The sequence below is a fragment of the Paenibacillus sp. NPDC056933 genome (assembly GCF_042674385.1).
Taxonomy (GTDB): Bacteria; Bacillota; Bacilli; order Paenibacillales; family Paenibacillaceae; genus Paenibacillus.
Genome location: NZ_JBHUQN010000005.1, coordinates 158,220 through 179,517, shown reverse-complemented (window position 1 = coordinate 179,517; position 21,298 = coordinate 158,220). Strand labels below are relative to the sequence as shown.

Annotated in this window: 20 protein-coding genes; all 20 read left to right on the top strand. The window is 50.2% G+C overall.

The annotated features are described in order from the left end of the window. Nucleotides 1-5 precede the first annotated feature (5 nt). The 20 genes from ACFTRD_RS27295 (at nt 6) to ACFTRD_RS27200 (ending at nt 21,273) form a co-directional block, all read left to right on the top strand. Entirely contained in the window at nt 6-737 is a 732-nt protein-coding gene (locus tag ACFTRD_RS27295) for a sugar phosphate nucleotidyltransferase (protein ID WP_379385540.1), read from the top strand. Between the two features lie 282 nt (nt 738-1,019). Beyond that, nucleotides 1,020-1,184 (top strand): hypothetical protein, encoded by a 165-nt coding sequence (locus tag ACFTRD_RS27290; RefSeq protein ID WP_379385538.1) that lies wholly within the window; start codon nt 1,020-1,022, stop codon nt 1,182-1,184. 476 nt (nt 1,185-1,660) lie between these two features. Next, on the top strand, nt 1,661-2,308 hold the full coding sequence (locus ACFTRD_RS27285) for a GT-D fold domain-containing protein (RefSeq protein WP_228469585.1): 648 nt from the start codon (nt 1,661-1,663) through the stop codon (nt 2,306-2,308). 65 nt (nt 2,309-2,373) lie between these two features. Then, the gene (locus tag ACFTRD_RS27280; RefSeq protein ID WP_379385535.1) at nt 2,374-3,933 is read left to right on the top strand and encodes a glycosyltransferase family 2 protein; all 1,560 of its coding nucleotides are present in this window, start codon (nt 2,374-2,376) and stop codon (nt 3,931-3,933) included. A 432-nt stretch (nt 3,934-4,365) separates the two neighbouring features. Beyond that, nucleotides 4,366-4,641: a glutaredoxin family protein gene (locus tag ACFTRD_RS27275; protein ID WP_063566643.1), complete on the top strand. Its 276-nt coding sequence runs from the start codon at nt 4,366-4,368 to the stop codon at nt 4,639-4,641. Nucleotides 4,642-4,957: 316 nt separating this feature from the next. Continuing rightward, complete coding sequence (locus ACFTRD_RS27270) at nt 4,958-6,301, top strand: LLM class flavin-dependent oxidoreductase (protein ID WP_379385729.1); 1,344 nt, start codon at nt 4,958-4,960, stop codon at nt 6,299-6,301. A 258-nt stretch (nt 6,302-6,559) separates the two neighbouring features. Then, nucleotides 6,560-8,200 (top strand): ABC transporter substrate-binding protein, encoded by a 1,641-nt coding sequence (locus ACFTRD_RS27265; protein ID WP_379385533.1) that lies wholly within the window; start codon nt 6,560-6,562, stop codon nt 8,198-8,200. A 42-nt stretch (nt 8,201-8,242) separates the two neighbouring features. Continuing rightward, nucleotides 8,243-9,175: an ABC transporter permease gene (locus tag ACFTRD_RS27260; protein ID WP_379385531.1), complete on the top strand. Its 933-nt coding sequence runs from the start codon at nt 8,243-8,245 to the stop codon at nt 9,173-9,175. Between the two features lie 55 nt (nt 9,176-9,230). After that, on the top strand, nt 9,231-10,148 hold the full coding sequence (locus tag ACFTRD_RS27255; protein ID WP_379385529.1) for an ABC transporter permease: 918 nt from the start codon (nt 9,231-9,233) through the stop codon (nt 10,146-10,148). A gap of 24 nt (nt 10,149-10,172) precedes the next feature. Continuing rightward, nucleotides 10,173-10,721 carry an NADPH-dependent FMN reductase gene (ssuE, locus tag ACFTRD_RS27250; protein ID WP_379385727.1) on the top strand — a complete coding sequence of 183 codons (549 nt, stop codon included), beginning with the start codon at nt 10,173-10,175 and terminating at the stop codon, nt 10,719-10,721. A gap of 65 nt (nt 10,722-10,786) precedes the next feature. After that, nucleotides 10,787-11,659, top strand: a complete 873-nt coding sequence (locus ACFTRD_RS27245) for a LysR family transcriptional regulator (protein ID WP_063566647.1) — start codon at nt 10,787-10,789, stop codon at nt 11,657-11,659. A gap of 69 nt (nt 11,660-11,728) precedes the next feature. Continuing rightward, a complete protein-coding gene (locus ACFTRD_RS27240) occupies nt 11,729-12,790 on the top strand; it encodes an LLM class flavin-dependent oxidoreductase (RefSeq protein ID WP_379385526.1) in 1,062 nt (353 codons plus the stop codon). Nucleotides 12,791-13,013: 223 nt separating this feature from the next. After that, complete coding sequence (locus tag ACFTRD_RS27235) at nt 13,014-14,129, top strand: amidohydrolase (protein ID WP_379385725.1); 1,116 nt, start codon at nt 13,014-13,016, stop codon at nt 14,127-14,129. 264 nt (nt 14,130-14,393) lie between these two features. Further along, nucleotides 14,394-16,001 carry a nickel ABC transporter substrate-binding protein gene (gene nikA / locus ACFTRD_RS27230; protein WP_379385524.1) on the top strand — a complete coding sequence of 536 codons (1,608 nt, stop codon included), beginning with the start codon at nt 14,394-14,396 and terminating at the stop codon, nt 15,999-16,001. An 18-nt stretch (nt 16,002-16,019) separates the two neighbouring features. Beyond that, nucleotides 16,020-16,949: a nickel/cobalt ABC transporter permease gene (opp1B, locus tag ACFTRD_RS27225; protein ID WP_379385522.1), complete on the top strand. Its 930-nt coding sequence runs from the start codon at nt 16,020-16,022 to the stop codon at nt 16,947-16,949. Nucleotide 16,950: 1 nt separating this feature from the next. Beyond that, nucleotides 16,951-17,835, top strand: a complete 885-nt coding sequence (gene opp1C, locus ACFTRD_RS27220; protein WP_379385520.1) for a nickel/cobalt ABC transporter permease — start codon at nt 16,951-16,953, stop codon at nt 17,833-17,835. Next, nucleotides 17,798-18,610 carry an ABC transporter ATP-binding protein gene (locus ACFTRD_RS27215; RefSeq protein ID WP_379385518.1) on the top strand — a complete coding sequence of 271 codons (813 nt, stop codon included), beginning with the start codon at nt 17,798-17,800 and terminating at the stop codon, nt 18,608-18,610. The genes opp1C and ACFTRD_RS27215 overlap by 38 nt, the downstream gene beginning before the upstream one ends. Continuing rightward, nucleotides 18,610-19,371: an ABC transporter ATP-binding protein gene (locus ACFTRD_RS27210; RefSeq protein WP_379385516.1), complete on the top strand. Its 762-nt coding sequence runs from the start codon at nt 18,610-18,612 to the stop codon at nt 19,369-19,371. The genes ACFTRD_RS27215 and ACFTRD_RS27210 overlap by 1 nt, the downstream gene beginning before the upstream one ends. 243 nt (nt 19,372-19,614) lie before the next feature. Then, nucleotides 19,615-20,451: a histidine racemase CntK family protein gene (locus ACFTRD_RS27205; protein WP_379385514.1), complete on the top strand. Its 837-nt coding sequence runs from the start codon at nt 19,615-19,617 to the stop codon at nt 20,449-20,451. Nucleotides 20,452-20,478: 27 nt separating this feature from the next. Further along, entirely contained in the window at nt 20,479-21,273 is a 795-nt protein-coding gene (locus tag ACFTRD_RS27200) for a methyltransferase domain-containing protein (RefSeq protein WP_379385512.1), read from the top strand. The last annotated feature ends 25 nt before the right edge of the window (nt 21,274-21,298 follow it).

Below are 21,298 nucleotides of genomic sequence, written 5' to 3'. Positions count from 1 at the left end.
GTGGAATGAAAGGTGTAATTCTTGCAGGCGGAACAGGAACACGGCTGTATCCTCTGACCCGGCTGATTAACAAGCATCTGATTCCAGTCGGCAAGCATCCGATGATTATGTATGGCATCGACAGACTCCGCCAGGCAGGTATTGAAGAAATATTAATTGTCATCAACAAACATTCCGCTGGGTTATATACGGAGTATTTGGGTAGTGGAGCAGATCATGGTGTCAAACTTACGTATCGGATTCAGGAAAAGGCAGGCGGGATTGCTGAAGCATTGGATCTGGCGATGTCTTTTATCCTTCCGGGAGAGAAGTTCGTTGTACTGCTGGGAGACAATTTGTTTAGTGACGATTTGAAGCCTTATGTGGATCGATATGTGCAGCAACCAACGGGTACGGCTCGTGTATTGCTCAAAGAAGTGGATGATGCACGGCGGTATGGGGTACCGGTGTTTGATCCGCAGCATCCGGAACGAATCTCATACATTGAGGAAAAACCGAGTGACCCCAAGACCTCTTATTGTGTTACTGGCATATATATGTATGATGACCATGTATTTGATCTCATTCAAAACATTGCACCTTCTGCACGTGGCGAGCTTGAAATTACGGATGTAAACAATCACTATGCAGCTGCTGGAGGATTGGAATACGATATTTTGCAAAAATATTGGAGTGATGCAGGAACATTCCAATCGCTTCAGGAAGCAGCCATCCACATGAAGGGACAACTGCCCTAAAATATATGCGCCTGATGCTGCCGCTGTAAAGTATCCCGTGAGATCAGATTAACGATCAGATTAACCTGCGCCGGAGCCGGAAGAATGCTCCGGCGCTTTGTGCAGCGGCGGCACTCCTCGTGCATGCCAAGGGAGGGAATGCCGTGAGAGTAGCAAAACGCAGCGATGTGGTCAAAAAGAAGACACGGGGCAGTCATGCCGGCATCTGGCACGTATCTGTGGGAGTGCAGCCCCAAGCGAGTTCAGAACGTGAGTTGGGAAACGAAAGTACGAGGCTGAGAAGTGTGGAACACGCTGGAACAGAAGGCAAGCAGCATGCAGAGCAGAAAGCTAAAGCCATCGGACGTACCCGGGCAAAACATGGCGGAAATGCAGGCGTACGAGCCAAACCGGGAGCAAGAACAGGTGAAGGGCGAGGCGCAGGCGCGCGAGCGAAAGCAAGCGTAAGCCGTGGCGGCAAAGGGGCGCGAGCCAAAACGGGCAAGCGCGCAGCTGCCAGCCGCAGGCATCCTGCGCCGCGCGGCGGGCGGGCCGCAGGCGCCCGCAGCAAACAGCGCACGGCTGCGCAGCGTGCGCTTGGGCCAGCACCGCAAGCCAGCACGCCACAGGCGATGCCTGCCAGCGGTGCTGGCTCCGCCCCGCGGCAAGCGACACACCGTCACGGTGGTGTCGCTCCGGCGGGGCGGAAGAGCGCTGCCGCGAATGCGGGCAGCGCAAGGGCACTTGCGCCTGCGCAGCCGGCTGCAGTGCCCGGGAGCGGCTACGCCGAGGGCTTCCGCGACGGCGTGTTCGCGGGCGGGGAGGGGCTGGTCGCACAGTACATCCCGCCCGATCATATTCTGCCAGCCGCGGCGGCAGAATTGATTGAGGCGGGATTCCGCCAATACGCGCCCAGCCTCACCCGGCTGGCCAGCCCTCATGAGATGGCTGGCCACATCCAGGGGGCGCTGGATGCGCAGCGCCCCCTGTCCGTCGTTCGCCTCGGAGATGGCGAACTGCTGACCCTCGCCGCCGACACCGTGCTGCCCGGCGAACAAGTGCAGGAGCTGGCACCGTTTCTGCCCTATGCAGGGGTGCCACGCTCTACCCCGGACATCCGCGCTACGCTCGCGGATGCGATTCACGGCGCAGATTGGGTAGGCGTCCCCACCTCGCGTGCCCCCACCTTTCAGGGGCTGTTATTTCCAGTATTACGCCATTTCGGCATTGACTGGTCCCGTCTGAATTTGACCAGTTCCACGATTAACTACAGTCTGCACCAGTCAGGTCTGTTGCTGCCCGTGATACATGGACGCCGGGTGCTGCTGATTGGGAGCCGAGCTGCGGAGCTCGGAGCATTGTTGCACAGCCGCGGCATTCATGTGACAGGCATCATAGGCGCAGTGGAGGGGGTAGCGGACATCCCGAGAGTAATGCAGCAAACTGCGGAGCATTCATTCGATATCGCTCTTGTAGCAGCAGGAATTCCTGCCGTCATTCTGTGCCGCCGAATTGCTGGCGAGCTGGGTCGGGTTGCCATCGATTTTGGACATTTGGCTGACAAATTGGTTACAGGAGAGCTTCAACTCTAATGGACGGTCGGGTGCGGGGGTTACTATTCCGTATGCATCAGACAAGGGGAAATGGGGGAAGCAACATGAGCACATCAGGCAGACGTTCAAGACAGCGGAAAGAGTCACGGACGGATACCGTTATTCTGCATTCAGCTCGAAGTCGAACTGTACGGAAATTTAGGCGCAAAGGCACAGGAGCGCGGGCGGCCAAAGAGGAAAAACAGTATAAGCAGGGCTACCACCGAGGGTATGATGAGGGCGTGCGGCAGGGACAGAGCTCTTTCGGGCTGGTATTCGAAGGGGTAAGCATTATTATCCCGACATACAACCAGCGCGAGTATGTCCTGCAATGTGTATCCAGTATCGAAAAACATACGCCTGCTCCGTTTGAAATTATCGTTGTGGATAACGCGTCCAAGGATGGCACGGCGGAAGCCATGCTTCGCAAAGGCGGCATGGTAAGGGTCGCTGCGCTGGATAAAAATCGTGGTTTTGCCGGCGGTGTCAATCACGGGCTGATGATGGCGAGAGGTCGACACATTGTCGTACTGAACAACGATACACTGGTCACCCCGGGTTGGCTGGAAAACATGATGACCTGTCTTGACAGCCATCCCGAGATCGGAGTCGTGGGCCCGGTAACGAATTACATTGGCGGAGATCAGCAGATTGAAGTCCCGTACAGGGAAGTGGAGGACATGTGGTCTTTTGCTGCCCGACATAATCGGCCGGATGCCACAAAACATCGGCAGACTGAAAGACTGGTCGGATTTTGCTGGCTGTTCTCCCGGGAATTGCTGGAGCGGGTAGGTTACCTTGATGAGGGTTACGCGGTGGGCAACTTTGAAGATGACGACTGGATCATCCGGGCGAAGCTGGCGGGATACAGGCTGGCGGTAGCCGGGGATGCCTTCATTCATCACTATGGAAGTGTCAGTATGAAGGCACTGGGAGAACAGGATTTTGTTGTTGTGAACGAAGATAATGAACAGTTTTATACCCGAAAATGGGGAGATCCCCATGCGCTGGTTACGGAAACTTCCCGGCTCTCGCTGCATGCCAAAGTGTCGTCCAGTCAGCACGAGAACACGCCGTCCCTTGACAAGAGGGACTCGCCTGACCTGCGACAGCGCATGTCCACCAAGGGCAGCAGTGATATAACGCTTAAGCTGAGACGCAGCACGGATTTTTACCCGGAGTCCTGTTTCATCTCGGACATCAAGGGGGATGTCTACCGACTGATTCGTGGACAGCGACGTAAGCTGAACATCCCCGTTCCGCGAGGCATATCTCCCGTTCTGGTTGCCAAACCGGATCTGCTCGGTGTACCCGCAGGTGAGCCACTGATATCTGCGGGTGAGGTACAGGGCTGGCCATTGGAAAGAAATCATGTTCATGCTCAACCGGTTCAGAGCAACCGCGAGGCGTTGGAAGAAGGCATGATTGTAGCTACGACGAATGAGCGGGATGTATGGTACCAGATTAGTGACGGTAAACGCAGGAGGTTTGTAACCCCCTATGCTGCGGAACGGTGGGGAGTGCAATCCGGGCATGTTGTTCATGTATCTGCCAACCAATTGCATTCGATGGAAGAAGGCTGGCCCATCATCGCTCCCCCGCAGCTTTTGAACGAAGATTTGTAATGACGGGGTTCGGCTGCCTTGTATATCGGCTCGACAGCATGATGCGGATTGTGATGTACAGTGTATCGTAACGCTATACATCTTTCCGCATCCGAGCTTTACATATATCACGAATCATGAAATGTAATGATTGAAAGATTAGCGATTTACTTTTACACTATGACCAATTCAATTTTCGCAATTCTGCCAAACAGGTATTTAACATGGTCAGGGATGCGTCCAGGGATTAAAAGTGCTCTTGCAGAGTTTTTCTCCAATTTTAAATTTAATTTTTCTATCCTCTTATAGGTTTATTCTATTGGCAGATCCATTGACGCTTGAAGTGACGAGGAGTACATTTATAGCCATAATTCTTATTTAACAGATAGGAATGAATGGTCTGGGTGGTGAGCCATCCTGATCTCCCAATAAAATCAATCAGGAGGTATGCCAATGTCTTCTACATCGAAAAAAGTAGTGCTCTGGAGCAAAACAGGCTGTCATTTTTGCGGGGAGGTCAAGGCATTTCTTACGGCCCGTAACCAGCCTTTTGAGAACATCGAAGTGCAAGGCAATGATGTGCTGAGGGATGTGCTTGAAGCCAAATATGGCATTCGACATGTACCTGTTATTGAGGTGGGTGGAGACGGCAAGTATGAAGCATTGCTTGAGCCTGATTTGGAGAAACTGGCGGAACTTCTCGCCCAGCCCGATGAAGCAGCAGTCTGACCGGACGTGGTGCATCTCTTGATAAAGCAGTTTCCGACTGCGACAGGCTGTCATTTTCAGTTTGCAGCAGTCGGGACTTTTAAAGTAACTTTAAGACATCGTTTCTCCTCCTATTCAGATATCCAATCCTTATATAGAAAAGTTCTATAAGTAACGCTGTTGACCGATGTGCGGGGCAGTGATAAGATTTGTGGAATTAAAACTGACCAAACTCATAGGAATAGTTAACATTTGAATTTCTTCATTCGTAATCCCTAACAGATCGGACTTAAGAAATGTCTTGAAATATTCTAATCCAAAGGAAGGCGGAATGGTTATGACGGCTCAGCGCAGTTTGAAATTTGGAGCGATTGTCCACGGTGTCGGAGGCAGCATGACGACTTGGAGACACCCGGAGATTCAATCGGATGCCAGTGTGAATTTTGAATTTTACAAACGCCAGACGTTGAAGGCGGAAGAAGGCAAATTCGATCTCGTTTTTATCGCTGACGGTCTTTATATTACCGAGAAATCCATACCTCACTTCTTGAATCGATTTGAGCCCATCAGCTTGTTGTCCGCCCTGGCCGCCATTACATCGCGGATCGGTCTGGTTGGAACCCTCTCCACGTCCTACAGTGATCCATTCACCGTTGCCAGACAGTTCGGCTCCCTCGATCTGATCAGTGACGGGCGTGCCGGCTGGAACGTTGTAACTTCCCCGCTTGAAGGTTCAGCGAAAAACTACAGTAAAAGCAACCACCCAACCCATCCGGAACGATACCGGATTGCAACGGAATATTTGCAGGTGACCAAGGGTCTGTGGGATTCATGGGAAGATGATGCATTTGTAAGAGACAAAGAGAGCGGCGTTTTCTTCGATCCATCGAAATTGCATACACTCAATCATGAAGGAGAGTTTTTCTCCGTACAGGGTCCGCTTAACATTGCACGTTCGCGACAGGGGCAGCCGGTCATTTTCCAGGCCGGTTCTTCGGAGGATGGCAAGACCCTTGCTGCCAAGGAAGCGGACGCGGTTTTCACCGGGCACGATACGATTGAGGATGCACAGGCCTTTTACAAGGATGTCAAAACACGGGCGGCTTCCTATGGACGTTCTTCACAGGATATCGTCATTCTGCCAGGAATCAATCCGATCATTGGACGGACAGAAGAGGAAGCAGAACAGAAATATCAGGAGATTGCGAGTCTGGTCACCATCGATAAAGCGCTGGATTATCTGGGACGTTTCTTCGAGCATCATGACTTCTCCCAATATCCGCTGGATGAACCGTTCCCTGAGTTGAATGGCATCGGCAGCAACAGTTTCCGCAGTGGTACGGACAAAATCAAACGGGACGCCAAAGAACAGGGGTTAACGTTGCGTGAAGTGGCCCTTCGGGCAGCAACACCGCGCAGCAAGTTCCTGGGCACTCCAGAGCAGGTGGCTGACAAAATCCAGGAATGGTTTGAGGCGGAAGCGGCGGATGGCTTCATTATTGCTTCCGAACTGCCAAGTGGATTGTCCGATTTTGTGGAGTTGGTTGTCCCGATTCTGCAGGAGCGCGGCATCTATCGCACCGAATACGAGCATGATACATTGCGCGGCAATCTCGGTGTGCAAATTCCAGTGAACCGTTACACGGCTGCCCGAGAGCAAGTGGGAACCCAGCACGCTTAACAATATGCAGAACATAAGGTCGGTAACAACAGTCCAGGAATGAGGCATCCAGATGAAATATGCGCCAAGCAATCAGTATACCGCACGAAAGGAAGTGCACGTGATCGGATTGCATTTACTAAAGGGGCGAATGATGCTTCAAAACCCAGTTAACGGATAGGTTATATAATGAATAAATCAATAAATCAATAATTCGATAAATGAATTAATCATTTAATCAATGACACCTGTATACACAGACACAGAGGGGGAAGCGATATGAACAGGTCTATCTCATGGATGAAATATATGGCATTGGCGGCAGGATTGGTGCTGGTATTATCCGGTTGCGGAGCGGCAGGTAACTCGAGCAGTGCAGTTCAGGCTTCCGGTGGGGAGCAGGCGGGGCAAGCAGAAGGAGGGAATTTAACCTATGCACTCGCCACATCCCCGGATACGCTGGACCCGCATCGAAGTGGTCTTGCCGTCACTGTACGTGCGATCCGGACGATCTATGACAATCTGGTGGTACAGCTGCCGGATGGTTCCATTAAACCTTGGCTCGCCAAGGAATGGAGTGTATCGGAGGATGGCAAAAGTTATACGTTCAAGCTGCGTGAAGATGTGAAGTTCCATGATGGGACACCATTTAACGCGGAAGCCGTGAAGTTCAATCTGGATCGGGTGATCGATCCGGCCACCAAAGCCGCTAATTCCCTAGCCCTGATCAGACCTTATACCTCCTCAGATGTCATTGATGAATACACCATCAAGGTGAATCTGGAACAGCCTTCGCAAGCCTTTCTCGGCAACTTGAGTCAGGCCCTGCTAGGAATCGTGTCTCCTGCAGCCGCCAAGAAATACGGCGATCAGCTGGGTAAAAATCCGGTGGGCACTGGCCCGTATACCTTCGTGAAATGGGATGAAAATGCGGATATCGTTGTCGCCAAAAACAAGGATTACAACTGGGCTCCGGAAACTGTTGAAAATAAAGGTGCCCCTCATGTCGATACGATTACGTTCAAAATTGTACCGGAAGAAGCAACGCGCATCGGCAGTGTACAGAGTAAGCAGGTACTTGCGGCAGAAACCGTTCCACCGCAAAATATTGCTGCACTGAAGAGTGATCCGAACCAGCAATTGCTGCAGGCCAATACGGTCGGATTGCCGTATACCCTCTTTTTCAATCTGCGCAAAGCGCCTTGGGATAATGTGAAAGTCAGACAGGCGGTGCAATCTGCTGTAGATGTGGAATCCATCGTTAAGACACTGTATCTGGGCAACTACGAACGAGCATGGTCTGCATTGTCTCCAGGAATCCTCGGTTATGATGCCTCCCTGGAAGGAAGTATCCATCCGGATATCAACAAGGCCAATCAATTGCTTGATGAACAGGGCTGGGCCAAGGGAGCAGATGGCATTCGTGAAAAAGATGGCAAGAAGCTGACCCTGCGTTATGTGGACGGTTCGCCAAACCGGGAGAAGCGTAATGACATTGCTGCGATTATTCAGCAGCAGCTCAAACAGGTCGGCATAGCGGTTGAAGTTGAAATTACGAAGGACATTGCAACGGTCATCTATCAGAACTGGGATTATGATCTCTATGGCAACAGCCAGGTCAACTCTGATCCGAATGCACTCTACGCTTTCTATCATACGAGTGCAGAAGGAGAACGTCCGACATTATCAGGTTTATCCGATCCGAAGATTGATAAACTGCTGGAACAGGGAGCGGTGGAGACTGATCCGGATAAACGCGTGGATATCTATAATCAGATTCAGCAATATTTGATCGATCAGGCAGTCATCCTGCCGATTTATGTATTCCCTTATACGGTTGCTGCATCCAAATCGGTGCAGGGTATCAAGTTTGATTCACTCGGATATCCGCTCTTTAACGATGTACGGATTCAGCCATAACACGAACCGTCAATCATGAAGTCAGGAAGGAGACGACCCGGTATGGTTCAAACGATACTGACAAGAGTTGCTACATCGCTTCTGGTTATTTTCGGAGCTTCGGTGCTTGTGTACTGCATCATGTATCTGCTGCCGGGTGATCCGGTCCTGCTCATGCTGGACCCGTCATCGGCAACACCCGAGATGATTCAGAACCTGCGGGTTCAGCTTGGTCTGGATCAGCCGTTTTACATTCAGTTTGCCCACTATTTCGGAGACATGCTGCGTGGGGATTTCGGCAAATCCATGATCAATTCCGACCCGGTACTGCCCAAAATACTGGAACATTTCCCGGCCACACTGGCACTCACCGCGCTCAGCTCAATCATAGCAATAACCATTGGCATTACACTTGGCGTACTGTCTGCCATTCATCGTAATGGTGTGATTGATTTTATCGCCCGGCTCGTTGGACTGTTTGGCATCTCCATGCCGACCTTCTGGACCGGCATTCTGCTGATCCTGTTATTCTCGGTACAGCTAGGCTGGTTCCCCGCAATGGGTTCTGATGGGTTCAGTTCATTGGTACTTCCAGCTGCAACACTGGGGATCGTCGGTGCGGGTTTCATCGTTCGTATGGTGCGTAACAGCATGCTGGAAGTGGTGAATGAACCGTTTATCGTGGCATTGCGAGCCAAGGGGCTTACGGAGCGAACGATTATGTACGTTCATGCATTGCGAAATGCGCTGATTCCTGCGGTGACGGTGATTGGCATGTTGATCGGTGATCTGCTCGCAGGAACCGTTGTGGTGGAGACAGTCTTCTCCAGACAGGGGATCGGCAGAATCATCGCGGATGCGTTGATGGCCAAAGACCTGCCTGTCGTGCAGGGGGTTGTCTTTTTTACAGCGATTATCTATGTCGTGTTGAATTTACTGGTGGATATCTCTTATGCGTACATTGATCCCCGAGTTAGGCGTGCAGTCCGAACGTGATGACGGATGGAACAGTCTTAAACATCTGAACGCGTAGTGAGGAAGGAGGAGTCTTATGAGCATGAAACCATTGGTGGGTGATAAAAAAAGCTGGATCGGCAGAACATGGCGTTTGCGCCTGTGGAATCGCCGTCCCCTGCGTCACCGCGTATCATTCGCGATATCCCGTTTATTCTTTTATGCAGCTGTGCTGGTCGTGTTGTTTACCGTCACTTGTGCGATCGTGCCGGGCTGGATTGCTCCCTATGATCCAACTCAGATGATGACGGATGCCATCCTGCAGGCTCCCTCTGCTGCGCACCTGTTTGGGACCGATTATTTTGGCAGGGATATCTTCAGTGTAGTTGTGCATGGCAGCAGGGATTCACTGCTGATTGGATTTGCCTCGGTGCTGGTAGGTGGACTTGTGGGCAGTGCCCTTGGCATTATTGCCGGTTATGCAGGAGGTATTTTGGACACCATCACCATGCGGGCCGTCGATATTCTGATGGCTGTTCCAGGCGTGTTACTGGCCTTGTCCGTCGCGGCAGCATTGGGGCCTGGACTGCTTAACATTGCACTGGCTGTTGCAGTATCCTCCATTCCGGGGTATGCACGGGTGATGCGTGGGCAGGTGATGTCCGTTAAAGGTTTGCCTTTCATTACAGCTACACGTTCACTTGGGGGCTCCAATGCCCGTATTTTCTGGAAACACATACTGCCTCATTCGTTGTCACCGTTGCTGGTGATGGCGACGCTCGGCGTGGGTACCTCCATTCTGACAGGCTCCGGGCTCAGCTTTCTGGGACTTGGGGTGCTGAAGGAGATTCCGGATTGGGGAGCGCTGCTCTCGCAAGGGAGAGGTTATCTGACGGTGGCCTGGTGGATCTGTACCTTCCCGGGACTTGCAATTACCATGTTTGTGCTGGCGGTTAATCTGATTGGGGACGATATCCGCGACCTTTTGGACCCCAAAGTAAAAGGAGCGGCTTGACCGCTATTCCAAGGAGGAATCATGATGTCACATGTCGTTATTATTGCCGGAGCGCCTTCAAAACGTTCGCGTCTGACAGGCCTTACGGATTACAGCAGCAATAAATTAAGAGAGGAAGGCATTACCGTTGAAGTGATTCATGTGGCCGACCTGCCAGCGGAAGATCTGGTGCAAGCTCGATTCGATAGCTCATTCATTCGGGATGCGCTCGCTGTCGTTGAAGCTGCGGACGCCGTCATTGTGGCGACTCCGGTATACAAGGCATCGTACTCAGGCGTGCTGAAGCTGTTCCTGGATCTGATTCCACAAGAAGGACTGCGAGGCAAACTGTCTCTTCCACTCGTCATCGGAGGCTCGATCGCCCATCTGCTCGCCATCGATTATGCATTGAAGCCTGTTCTGGCAGCACTTGGCGGCAGACATATTCTCGGCGGGGTATATGCGGTTGATCAGGGAATTGATCGACTTGATGACGGGAAATATGTACTTTCGGCGGATATCACTGCACGATTGGATCGTTCCCTGGAAGAATTGATATTGACTCTGGAAAAGAATGGGTTTACGATATCATAAAACCAAGTAAATTCATTGGATAAATAGATATATAACGTCTGCGGACGTGGATTCGGGGGGCGCTTATGAATATTGAGAACATTGAAGCATTTGTATACATCAATCATTACGGAAGCTTCAATAAGGCTGCCGAGGTACTCTTTTTGTCCCAACCTTCTGTCACCGCTCGTATTCAGTCCCTTGAACGTGAACTCGGCTGCAAATTGTTTGACCGGCTGGGCAAGCAGATTGTGCTCACGGAAGAGGGAAGAAAATTCCTCCCCTATGCTCAGCAGGTGCTGCAAGTGATTCAGAAGGGCAGACAGAAGATTCAGCAACGCCGTACGACGCCCGATGCACTACGGCTCGGCAGTACGGTATCCGTATCCAACTATGTCATTCCCGACTTTCTGCCCAAGATTAAGGAAGCTTACCCTGAGGTGAACATCAAACTGACTACAGCGACGACGGACCAACTCGTCGCCAAGCTGCTTGGTCAGGAAATCGATCTTGCTTTTGTGCGGAAGGTCATGCATCCTGCGATCCGTACGGTAGCTTTTTATGAAGATCCAATCCAGCTATACGTGTACAAAGGCCATCCATTTATTGAACGCGGGCATGTCAGCATGGAGGCGATCAGGAATGAGCAGCTGGTCTTTTTTGAATGTGGTTCACTGGACTGGCTGCGCATTCACCGGGCCTTTGACTCGCTGGAACACCCGCCGGATATTACATATCACGTTGATAATTCGGAAACGGCGAAGAAGCTGGTGAAGCAAGGAGCAGGTATTGCGTTTCTCCCAGGTCTGACAGTGCAGAAGGAAGTGCAGGATCAGGAACTGTTCCCCATTCAGGTACATGAGGTTGCAGGTGTATCCTTGCAGATCAGCGTCGTTACGTTAAAAGAAGAACATTCGCCTTTTGCAGAGCCTTTCGGGGAACTGCTGCGGCAGTTATAGAGCATCCATTAAGGAAGCAGGAAGGATTTTAATACGTCAGGTTCGGCATGATCGAAGGAGGAGAATAGGATGGGTATTCGTGTTGGCATATTGGATCAAACCCCGATCTACGAAGGGGAGACGCCGATTGATGCGTTTCGGCATACGATTGAATTGGTACAGCGGGCTGAACAGCTTGGATTTCATCGGTTCTGGGTATCGGAACATCATGATTCAGGCCATGTTGCCGGCTCCTCACCCGAAGTGCTCATTTCCCACTTGCTGGCGCATACGGAGCGGATACGTCTCGGTTCTGGCGGGGTGATGCTTCAACATTATAGTCCTTACAAAGTGGCCGAGAACTTCAATGTGCTCTCTGCGCTTGGCCCGGGAAGAATCGATCTGGGTATTGGACGTGCGCCGGGGGGATTGCCCCGTTCCACACAGGCACTACAGCAAGGAATTCAGGAGGCCGCTTCACTGAAGGATAAAATCAATCAGGTGAAGCAGTTCATTCATAATGAACCACATGAAGATGAAACACATCCTTTGGCAGGCTTGAGCGCTGCACCGGTATCCGAGATCCCTGCTGAGCTATACGTGCTTGGGGCTAGTATCGATAGTGCAGGCATGGCGGCAGAATTGGGACTGCCTTATGTATTTTCATTGTTTATTAATAGCAATACGGAGGTCGCTCTGGAGGCTCTGCGTATTTACCGGGAACAATTCGACCGCTCACATGGGCGGGAGCCGTATGCTATCCTCGCCCTGTCGTTGATTGTGGCGGAGAGTACGGAAGAAGCCGAAGGGCTGGCAAGTGAACATATGCTGGTCAAGATCCATCTGGAGAATGGCAAGATATTGACAGTGGGTTCCGTGGAGCAGGCGGAAGAATTCGGACGGCAGTCGAACGAGAAGTATCGGATTGAGATTCTGGAGCCAAGTGTGACAAGAGGTACAAAGGAAACGGTCGGTCCGGCTCTGGCGAAGTTCCAACAGGATTTTGCTGTGGATGAACTGATGGTCACCACAGCCACACGTGATTTTACCAAGCGCATTCGTTCATTTGAATTGCTGCGTGAGGTTCTGGATGAGCAGGGACTGGGCGAATTCACGAATGAATCAACACCTGCGCAAGCGGTAATCAGTTAGGCATGCAGATGGTAGAGAGCATGGAGCATACCTGTTAAAGTGAAGTGAAGACACCCGCGTATGATATTAAATTAATCCATCTTACATGGCACATACGATGATAAAAGGAGGTTATGTCGTGAGCAGTGATCTGAAACTGCCTGAGCAGCAGGCAGAGCAAGAAGAACAGGGCCGCAACAAGCTTGAACTTGACGATGAAGAATTCGCAGAACACTTAACGGCGATTCGGCGACATTTGCATCGTAACCCTGAGCTATCCGGTGAGGAACGGGAAACGACAGAAGCCATCCGAGGCTGGCTGGTGGAAGAAGGGGTGCGGATTGCAGATGAGTATTCGCTGCGAACGGGTCTAATTGCTGAAATTGGACAGGAAGATGGCCCGGTAGTGGCATTGCGAGCAGATATTGATGCCCTGCCGATCCAGGAAGAGACGAAGCTGGAGTATGCCTCTCAAGTCGCAGGCCGAATGCATGCCTGCGGCCATGACGCACACACCGCCATTCTGATCGGTGCTGCACGATTATTGAAACAGCGTGAGTCCTATCTTCAGGGCAAGGTTCGTTTGATTTTCCAGCCTTCGGAGGAGAAAGCGACGGGGGCACGGCAGGTGATTCAGAGTGGGGCGCTATCCGAAGTGAGGGCTATTTTTGGTTTGCATAACAAACCGGATCTTCAGGTCGGTACGGTAGGTATTCGTGAAGGAGCGCTGCTCGCAGCGGCAGATGGTTTTGTGGTTAAAGTGGAGGGTGTCGGAACCCATGCGGCAGTGCCTGAAGCGGGCATTGACCCGATTGTGGTTGCATCTCATATTGTGACCGCATTACAGGCCATCGTGAGCCGTAATGTCGGAGCACAGGAGAGTGCCGTGATCAGTGTAACCAAAATTAACAGCGGCACTGCCTGGAACGTCATTCCCGAAGAAGCCATTTTGGACGGCACCGTGCGTACCTTTGATGAGAAGGTTCGTGCCCGGATTCGCGAGCGTTTCAACCAGGTGGTTACGGGTGTTGCTGCAGCCTACGGGACACGGGCTACCGTGCGCTGGATTCAGGGACCACCTGCTGTGGTCAATGATGCGTCATTGGCTGCTGCGGCTGAGCAGGTCGCGAGCAAGATTGGGCTGAACAGTATCAGACCGATACCTTCCCCGGCGGGCGAAGATTTTTCCTTTTATCAAAAGGAGGTTCCGGGTCTGTTCCTCTTTCTCGGAACGTCAGGTCCGCACGAATGGCATCATCCTGCATTCGATGTGGACGAACGGGCGCTGCCGCTCGGCGCACATCTTCTGGCAGCGTTGGCTGAACATGCATTGCAAAAGTTGCAGTCAGATGGCGGATAACCGACGATAACAGCGATCGGAAGGTTGTTTTGTTATCGGAGTGGCAGTGTAAATATTTTTAGTTTAACTTATACAATACAATCGCGAATGGACGCAAAAAACGGTGACCTCAATCAGGTGACCGTTTTTTGCTATTTCCGTATTTTTAATTTAGTAGTTGTGGTTCTCCACATTGTATGCTACGATTCTAATCGTAATTATTACTATTATAAATCGTAATTATTACTTACTTATCTAACTTCATGAGGGAAAAGGAAGGGAATCATGCATACATCACGCAAGGTTTACACATTGGCTTTATTCATTTCGCTCCTGCTAGTATTATCGGCTTGCTCCGGGACAGAAGCAGGGAACGCAGAGCAAACCTCCAAAGCTTCCAATGCGGAGTTGGTCTTTGCCAGCACGAAGGATATCAGAGATATTAATCCTCATCTATACGCGGGAGAGATGCCGGCACAGAATATGGTGTTTGAATCCCTTGTGATCAATACACCAGAAGGCATTAAGCCTGCACTCGCGGAGAAATGGGATATATCAGAAGATGGCACGACGTATACCTTCTATTTACATAAAGATGTTCAGTTTTCGGATGGTGAGCCTTTTAATGCCGAAGCCGTGAAGCTGAATATCGATGCAGTTCTGGAGAATGTCGAGAAGAACTCCTGGCTGAATCTGGTCGCTGAGATCAAGGAGACGAAGGTGATTGATGACTCCACGTTCCAGATTGTGTTGAAAGACCCGTATTACCCGACACTGGAGGAATTAGGGTTAACACGTCCGTTTCGCTTCATCTCACCGAAAAGCTTTATTGACGGTACGACTGCAAATGGAGTCAGCAGCTATGCCGGAACAGGGCCATACATTTTAACAGAGCACAAGCAGGACCAGTACGCGACATTTACGGTAAATGAAAATTACTGGGGTGACAACCCCCGGATTCAAACGATTAAATGGAAAGTCATGCCTGACCATCAAACGATTCTGCTAGCCCTGGAAAAGGGAGAAGTAGACCTGTTATTCGGTTCGGATGGTGACATGGTGGATAATGAATCGTTCAAAGTGTTGACGGATCAGGGAAAATACAGCACGGTCATCAGTCATCCGGTTGGCTCACGCGCGATCGTTCTTAATACCAACCGTTCAGCAACTCGCGAGCCCCACGTGCGTGAAGCCCTAATGTATGCCATTAATAAACAAATCATAGCAGATGGCATTCTGAACGGGACGGAACAAGTGGCGGATACGCTGCTCTCTGCCTCGGTTCCATACGCTGATGTGGGCCTTGAGGGGGTTCAATATGACATGAACAAAGCTAGTGATCTGCTTACGGCGGCTGGCTGGATTGCAGGCTCGGATGGCTATCGTTACAAAGACGGGAACAAGCTTGAACTGAAGATCTATTACAACTCCGATAACGCGCAGGAGCGCACGATTAGTGAATCCATGCAAAATGATCTGAAGCAGGTTGGCATCGCGTTGAACATTGTTGGAGAAGAAAAGCAGGCCTATCTGGATCGTCAGAAAACGGGTGAATTCGATCTGATGTATTCCCTTTCCTGGGGATTGCCCTATGATCCGCAAACGTATGTCTCTTCATGGAGGGTACCCTCCCACGCTGATTATCAAGCCCAATTGGGACTGGGGAAAAAAGAATGGCTGGATCATACCATTACGGACCTGATGGTCGAACAGAATGAGGAACAGCGCGAGCAAATGTACAAAGAGATTTTAACGTATATTCATCAGGAGAATGTATATATTCCACTGACCTATTCCGTTACCAAAGCCGTTCATATTAAGGCATTGCAGGGTGTTGGCTTTAACGTTTCGCAATACGAAATTCCGTTTGAGAAGATGTACTTCGAAGAGTAATCAGAGAGGAGGGTTACCTTGGGCAGGTACGTCATAAAACGGATGCTGGCGATTATTCCGGTGCTGATCGGTATTTCATTTTTATCCTTTGTGCTGATTCATTTGCGAACCAGTGACCCGGCCGAAGTGGCCTTGCGCGTGAATCAGGTTACACCGACGCCGGAGATGGTCGATGCCATGAGGGAAACACTGGGGTTGGACAAGCCGTTTCTAACCCGTTACGTGGAATGGATTGGTAACAGCATTCAGGGCGATTTCGGTATTAGTTATGTCAATCAACAACCGGTTGGAGAACAGATAGCACGAGCACTTCCAGCTACCTTAAAACTGTCAGCGGTTGCCCTCGTTATCATCCTGACGATAAGTATTCTGATCGGTGTGCTCAGTGCGATATATGAAAATAGGTTACTGGATCGATTGATGCGTTCATTGGTCTTTATTGGTACAGCCATGCCGAGCTTCTGGATTGGCATTCTGCTGATGTGGCTATTTGCGGTGAAGCTGAATTGGTTCCCCACAAGTGGCATGGAGCAGGCGAGTTCAGTCATCCTGCCAGCCGTCACGCTGTCCCTGGTATTCATCTCTACCTACGTCAGGCTGATTCGCAACAATATGGTGCAAAACAAAACCGAGAACTACGTGTTGTACGCTCGTGTCAGAGGATTGAAAGAACGGACGATTATTTGGAAGGTATTCCGTAACTCACTTCAACTATCGATTACGGCGCTTGGCATGTCGATTCCGAAGTTAATTGCGGGCACGGTGATTGTGGAAAACATTTATGCATGGCCAGGCATTGGGCGATTGTGCGTCACAGCCATTTTTAATTCGGATTTTCCGATTATCCAAGCTTATATTCTGATTATGGGTGTCATGTTTGTTGTATGCAATCTGCTCGTGGATCTTCTGAATTCAGCTCTCGATCCCCGGATCAGAAGGGAGGGGTAACATGATGTTCTGGAAACGCTTGGTGTCCGACAAAATGGCAGTATTATGTATGATCACGATCGCACTTGTGGTCGTCGCTGGCGTGGGAGCACCCTGGTTCGCACCGCATGATCCCACGAGTTTAGACATTATGAACAAATATGCAGGGATCAGTCTTGAATATCCATTGGGTACCGATCAGCTTGGGCGCTGCAACCTGTCGCGTCTTCTCTACGGTATTCGTACAACGATTCTGTTTGCTGTGATTACAACCGCGATTACGATAGGGATCGGAACCCTGCTGGGTATCATTTCGGGTTATTTTCGTGGCAAGGTGGATGAGGTCATTATGCGAATCTGTGACATGATGCTCTCCTTTCCGGCAGAAGTCATGATTCTGGCGATTGTCGGCATTCTCGGTCCAGGCCTGCTGAATGTCGTTGTTGCCAATATTATCGCCAAATGGGCATGGTACACCCGGATGATTCGTACAACGGTCATTCAATATACGGACAAGAACTATATTCGTTTTGCCAAAGTTTCGGGATGCGGGACGGGTCATATCATGAGAAAACATGTGCTGCCGGGTGTCTCTGGCGAGGTTGCTGTCTTTGCGACATTGGATACGGGCTGGGTCATCCTGAATATATCGGCGTTGTCCTTCCTTGGTCTGGGTGTACAGGCCCCCACGCCGGAGTGGGGCATGATGCTGAATGATGCGAAAAATGTGATGATCACACATCCAACGCAAATGCTTGCGCCTGGATTGGCTATTCTGCTGGTCGTGGCAGCTTTCAACTTTTTGGGGGACAGCCTGCACGCGGCAATGAATCCGAAAAGTTATACGCAAAAGAAGGGAGGCCGGTTGAATGTCTTTGTTAGAAGTAAAAAATCTGTCCATCACTGACAGCAGAACCGGTCTGCCCATCGTGCAAAATCTAAGCTTTGCGTTGCAGCCCAACACCTGCCTGGGCATCGTGGGCGAGAGTGGCAGCGGCAAGTCATTATCCACGAAAGCCATTCTGGGATTGGCCTCGCCCTGGCTTGAAATTAGTGGAACAGCCCTTTATCAGGGCAAAGATCTATTACAGCAAACCGGGGAAGAGCTTCGAAAGATTCGCGGTCAGCGCATTTGCATGATTCTTCAGGATGCGATGACGGCGTTTAACCCGCTCGAACCGATTGGGAGACAGATGATCGAGACCTTTCGAGAGAACCTTCAAATCCCCAATAAAGAAGCCAGACAGCTGGCAGCGGATGCCCTGCAGCGTGTTCATATTCTTCAACCGGAGCAGGTGCTGCAAAATTATCCACATCAACTATCAGGGGGCATGCTGCAAAGGGTTATGATCTCCATTGCCATGATGCTGGAACCTGACATTATTATCGCAGATGAGCCGACGACCGCACTGGACTCCATTAACCAGCGTGCGATAGTCGAGCAATTCAAGCAACTTCGCGAAACGATGAACATGTCCATCATCTTCATCTCTCATGATTTGGGTGTTGTGCAATATTTGGCAGATGATCTCATCGTCATGCGGGATGGGGAATGCGTCGAACAAGGCAAGGCGAATGACGTATTTTCGAATCCTCAGCATGAATTTACACAGTTTCTGATTGAGACTCGAATCAAGCTGTCCGAGCCTTTTCAGGCTTCTATGGAAGCAGGTGTGCAGTAATGCTGGTCGAAGTGAATCATCTGTCCAAAAGCTACCCCAAATCGGGTGGTTTCTTTCGGAATGAGAGGACGGAAATTCTGAAAGACATTCAATTTGAGATTCGTGAAGGTGAATGTCTAGGTCTGATTGGAGAGAGTGGAAGCGGGAAAAGCACGTTAAGCCGCCTGATTCTTGGATTGGAGAAACCAACTCAAGGTGAAGTCCGGATTGAGGGGATGGTTGTTTCCCAATGGATGAAGAAGAATAAAGGGAAAATAAGCGTTGTTTTTCAGGATTATACGTCTTCGGTCAATGGCAAATTCATCGTGCGTGATATCATAGCTGAACCATTGGTTGCGCTAGGGGATACAGCGGATCTGGATGAGCGGGTCAATGACCTGCTCGCGAAGGTGGGGCTTCCTCATGCGGTGATGCACAAGTATGCTCATGAACTGAGTGGGGGACAACTACAACGGGTATGCATTGCACGTGCCATCTCAACCCGCCCGAAATTCCTGGTGTTGGACGAAGCACTTAGTTCTTTGGATGTCTCCGTCCAGGCGCAAATTCTGGAGTTACTGCGCACGTTGCAGCATGAACTGAACATGACCTATCTCTTTGTTGCACATGATCTTCAGGCTGTGGCGAATCTGTGTGACCGGGTACTCTTTCTCTATCGGGGAACGATCGTGGAGGAGCTTGAACGGAACCGTCTCTCGGATGCCAAGAATGATTATGCAAAAGCATTGCTGGCATCTGTTATGCCTTTTAGGAGTCGTTGAAGTACCTCCAAATTGCATACGTTCGTCGAAATAGAGTTGACGCAAATGCGTCAGCTCTGTTCCCGTTTGAACATAAAATAACAGCTATAACACTCTCTTTTTATATGGAAATATTTGTTGACGCTCTCAAGCGGGTTGTGCTATATTTTTCTCGACTGATAATCGTAATCATTACTATTAATATTATTATAGCAATGTGAAGTCAGGCTTAATTCCATATCAAGAATAGGAGTAGCGGCTGCGATGAAACAGGAGATTGATTTTATCAAGTTTAATCCAACTCAAAATATGACGGTGCTGGTGAAAACGGATCATCCAGCTGAGACATATCCACACATCGCCGCCCAAATTATGTCCTATGACAACGTATACGCCGAACAGGTGGGGTTCATTGGGGGAGCGATAAAACAGGAGGCGGCTGCCCATTTGGAAATGGCCGGTGGAGAGTTCTGTGGAAATGCCTGTATGGCCTTGGCTGCGTATATCGCGTCCGAAAACGAGTTGGATTCAACTGATTTTACAGAAATCGTTCTGGAGGTTTCCGGGACAGATCAATTAATCAGGTGTCAGGTGAAGAAGCAGCAACAGAATGAGTATTTCTGTCAGGTCACGATGCCAGTTCCTCAGCAGATCGAGCAGCGAACCATCAAGTATGAGGGAATGAACATGGATATGGTGATTGTGCGGTATCGGGAGTTCATCCATATCGTCATCGAAGTGGAGGTGTTTGATGAAGCAATGAGAAAGAGGGCACAAGCCCTGGCACGATTACTGGGCTTAACCTTGGGGGATAAGCTGATTGGCATTTTATTATACAAACCTCAATCGGATGAGCTGGCACCGCTCATATTCGTCCCGCAGCTGGATAGTCTGATCTGGGAAAGGGGGTGCGGTTCGGGTACGGCCTCCGTGGGAGCCTATCTGGCATGGAGCAGGCAAAGGGAGATCGTTCGACATATCAAGCAGCCTGGTGGTGCGATTAAAGTAATGGCTGTTTGGAATGGAGCAGAGGTTGAAGGAATTACGATCGAAGGATCTGTTGGAATCGTGGCCCAGGGCAAAGCCTTTATAGATGCATGATAATAACCAGTTACAGGAGGAAAGGGAATGGAGACTTTGATTGATTTTCAAACATGCTTGAGTGAATTTTCCGGGAAATTCGATGAGCTGGCAGGTAGATATGATCATACGGTTCAGCATAGCTCAGAGCTGGAGGTTTTAATTGATGCCTATTCCACGTTTATAACGGACAAGGAGAACGAACGAATCTGGGAACAGCTTGATCGTCAGGAATCAGGCAGCATGCATCAGCTTGTCCTTGATGTAAGAGACAAATCTGCCCAATGTGTGGCGATCATGGAGAAATATCGGGCCTTGAAGCTGCGTGACGGAGACGTAGAAATCGCGGATTATTTTAGAAACATCGAAGAATGTATTGAAAAAGAGTTTGGCAGCTTTCATGTCACTTCGGAATCCAAAGTGCTGCTGGTCGGCTCCGGGTCATTTCCGATGACGCCTTTGTTTATCGCCAAGCGAACAGGGGCAAAGGTCGTTGGGATCGATATTGACGAAGAAGCCATTATACTCGGGCGACAGGTTGTGGAGAAGCTGGGTGCGGGCTTGAACATTCATTTGCAGCAAACATTGGTGCAGGACCTAGCTTTTACGAAAGAAGCCACGCATATCATTTTCAGTTCCACGGTTGCTAATAAATATGATCTGCTGGATCAATTGCATGCATTGACGAATGAGCATGTAGTGGTGGCCATGAGATACGGTAACCAGTTAAAATCGTTGTTCAACTATCCGATGAGAGAGACGGACACCCGCAAGTGGAACATGGTCGACAATATCCTTCGTCCAGATGATGTGTTCGATATTGCATTATACCAAAAAGCATAGCTCGCTTGAGCTTGTGAAGAGGGAG

Excerpts from the sequence above, each read along its gene's own strand:
- ACFTRD_RS27255 (WP_379385529.1), top strand. The coding sequence starts at position 9,231 with ATGAGCATGAAACCATTGGTGGGTGATAAAAAAAGCTGGATCGGCAGA.
- ACFTRD_RS27215 (WP_379385518.1), top strand. The coding sequence starts at position 17,798 with ATGTCTTTGTTAGAAGTAAAAAATCTGTCCATCACTGACAGCAGAACC.
- ACFTRD_RS27240 (WP_379385526.1), top strand. The coding sequence starts at position 11,729 with ATGGGTATTCGTGTTGGCATATTGGATCAAACCCCGATCTACGAAGGG.
- ACFTRD_RS27280 (WP_379385535.1), top strand. The coding sequence starts at position 2,374 with ATGAGCACATCAGGCAGACGTTCAAGACAGCGGAAAGAGTCACGGACG.
- ACFTRD_RS27200 (WP_379385512.1), top strand. The coding sequence starts at position 20,479 with ATGGAGACTTTGATTGATTTTCAAACATGCTTGAGTGAATTTTCCGGG.
- ACFTRD_RS27270 (WP_379385729.1), top strand. The coding sequence starts at position 4,958 with ATGACGGCTCAGCGCAGTTTGAAATTTGGAGCGATTGTCCACGGTGTC.
- ACFTRD_RS27285 (WP_228469585.1), top strand. The coding sequence starts at position 1,661 with ATGGCTGGCCACATCCAGGGGGCGCTGGATGCGCAGCGCCCCCTGTCC.
- opp1C (WP_379385520.1), top strand. The coding sequence starts at position 16,951 with ATGATGTTCTGGAAACGCTTGGTGTCCGACAAAATGGCAGTATTATGT.
- ACFTRD_RS27265 (WP_379385533.1), top strand. The coding sequence starts at position 6,560 with ATGAACAGGTCTATCTCATGGATGAAATATATGGCATTGGCGGCAGGA.
- ACFTRD_RS27275 (WP_063566643.1), top strand. The coding sequence starts at position 4,366 with ATGTCTTCTACATCGAAAAAAGTAGTGCTCTGGAGCAAAACAGGCTGT.
- ACFTRD_RS27260 (WP_379385531.1), top strand. The coding sequence starts at position 8,243 with ATGGTTCAAACGATACTGACAAGAGTTGCTACATCGCTTCTGGTTATT.
- ACFTRD_RS27245 (WP_063566647.1), top strand. The coding sequence starts at position 10,787 with ATGAATATTGAGAACATTGAAGCATTTGTATACATCAATCATTACGGA.
- ACFTRD_RS27295 (WP_379385540.1), top strand. The coding sequence starts at position 6 with ATGAAAGGTGTAATTCTTGCAGGCGGAACAGGAACACGGCTGTATCCT.
- nikA (WP_379385524.1), top strand. The coding sequence starts at position 14,394 with ATGCATACATCACGCAAGGTTTACACATTGGCTTTATTCATTTCGCTC.
- ACFTRD_RS27210 (WP_379385516.1), top strand. The coding sequence starts at position 18,610 with ATGCTGGTCGAAGTGAATCATCTGTCCAAAAGCTACCCCAAATCGGGT.
- ACFTRD_RS27205 (WP_379385514.1), top strand. The coding sequence starts at position 19,615 with ATGAAACAGGAGATTGATTTTATCAAGTTTAATCCAACTCAAAATATG.
- ssuE (WP_379385727.1), top strand. The coding sequence starts at position 10,173 with ATGTCACATGTCGTTATTATTGCCGGAGCGCCTTCAAAACGTTCGCGT.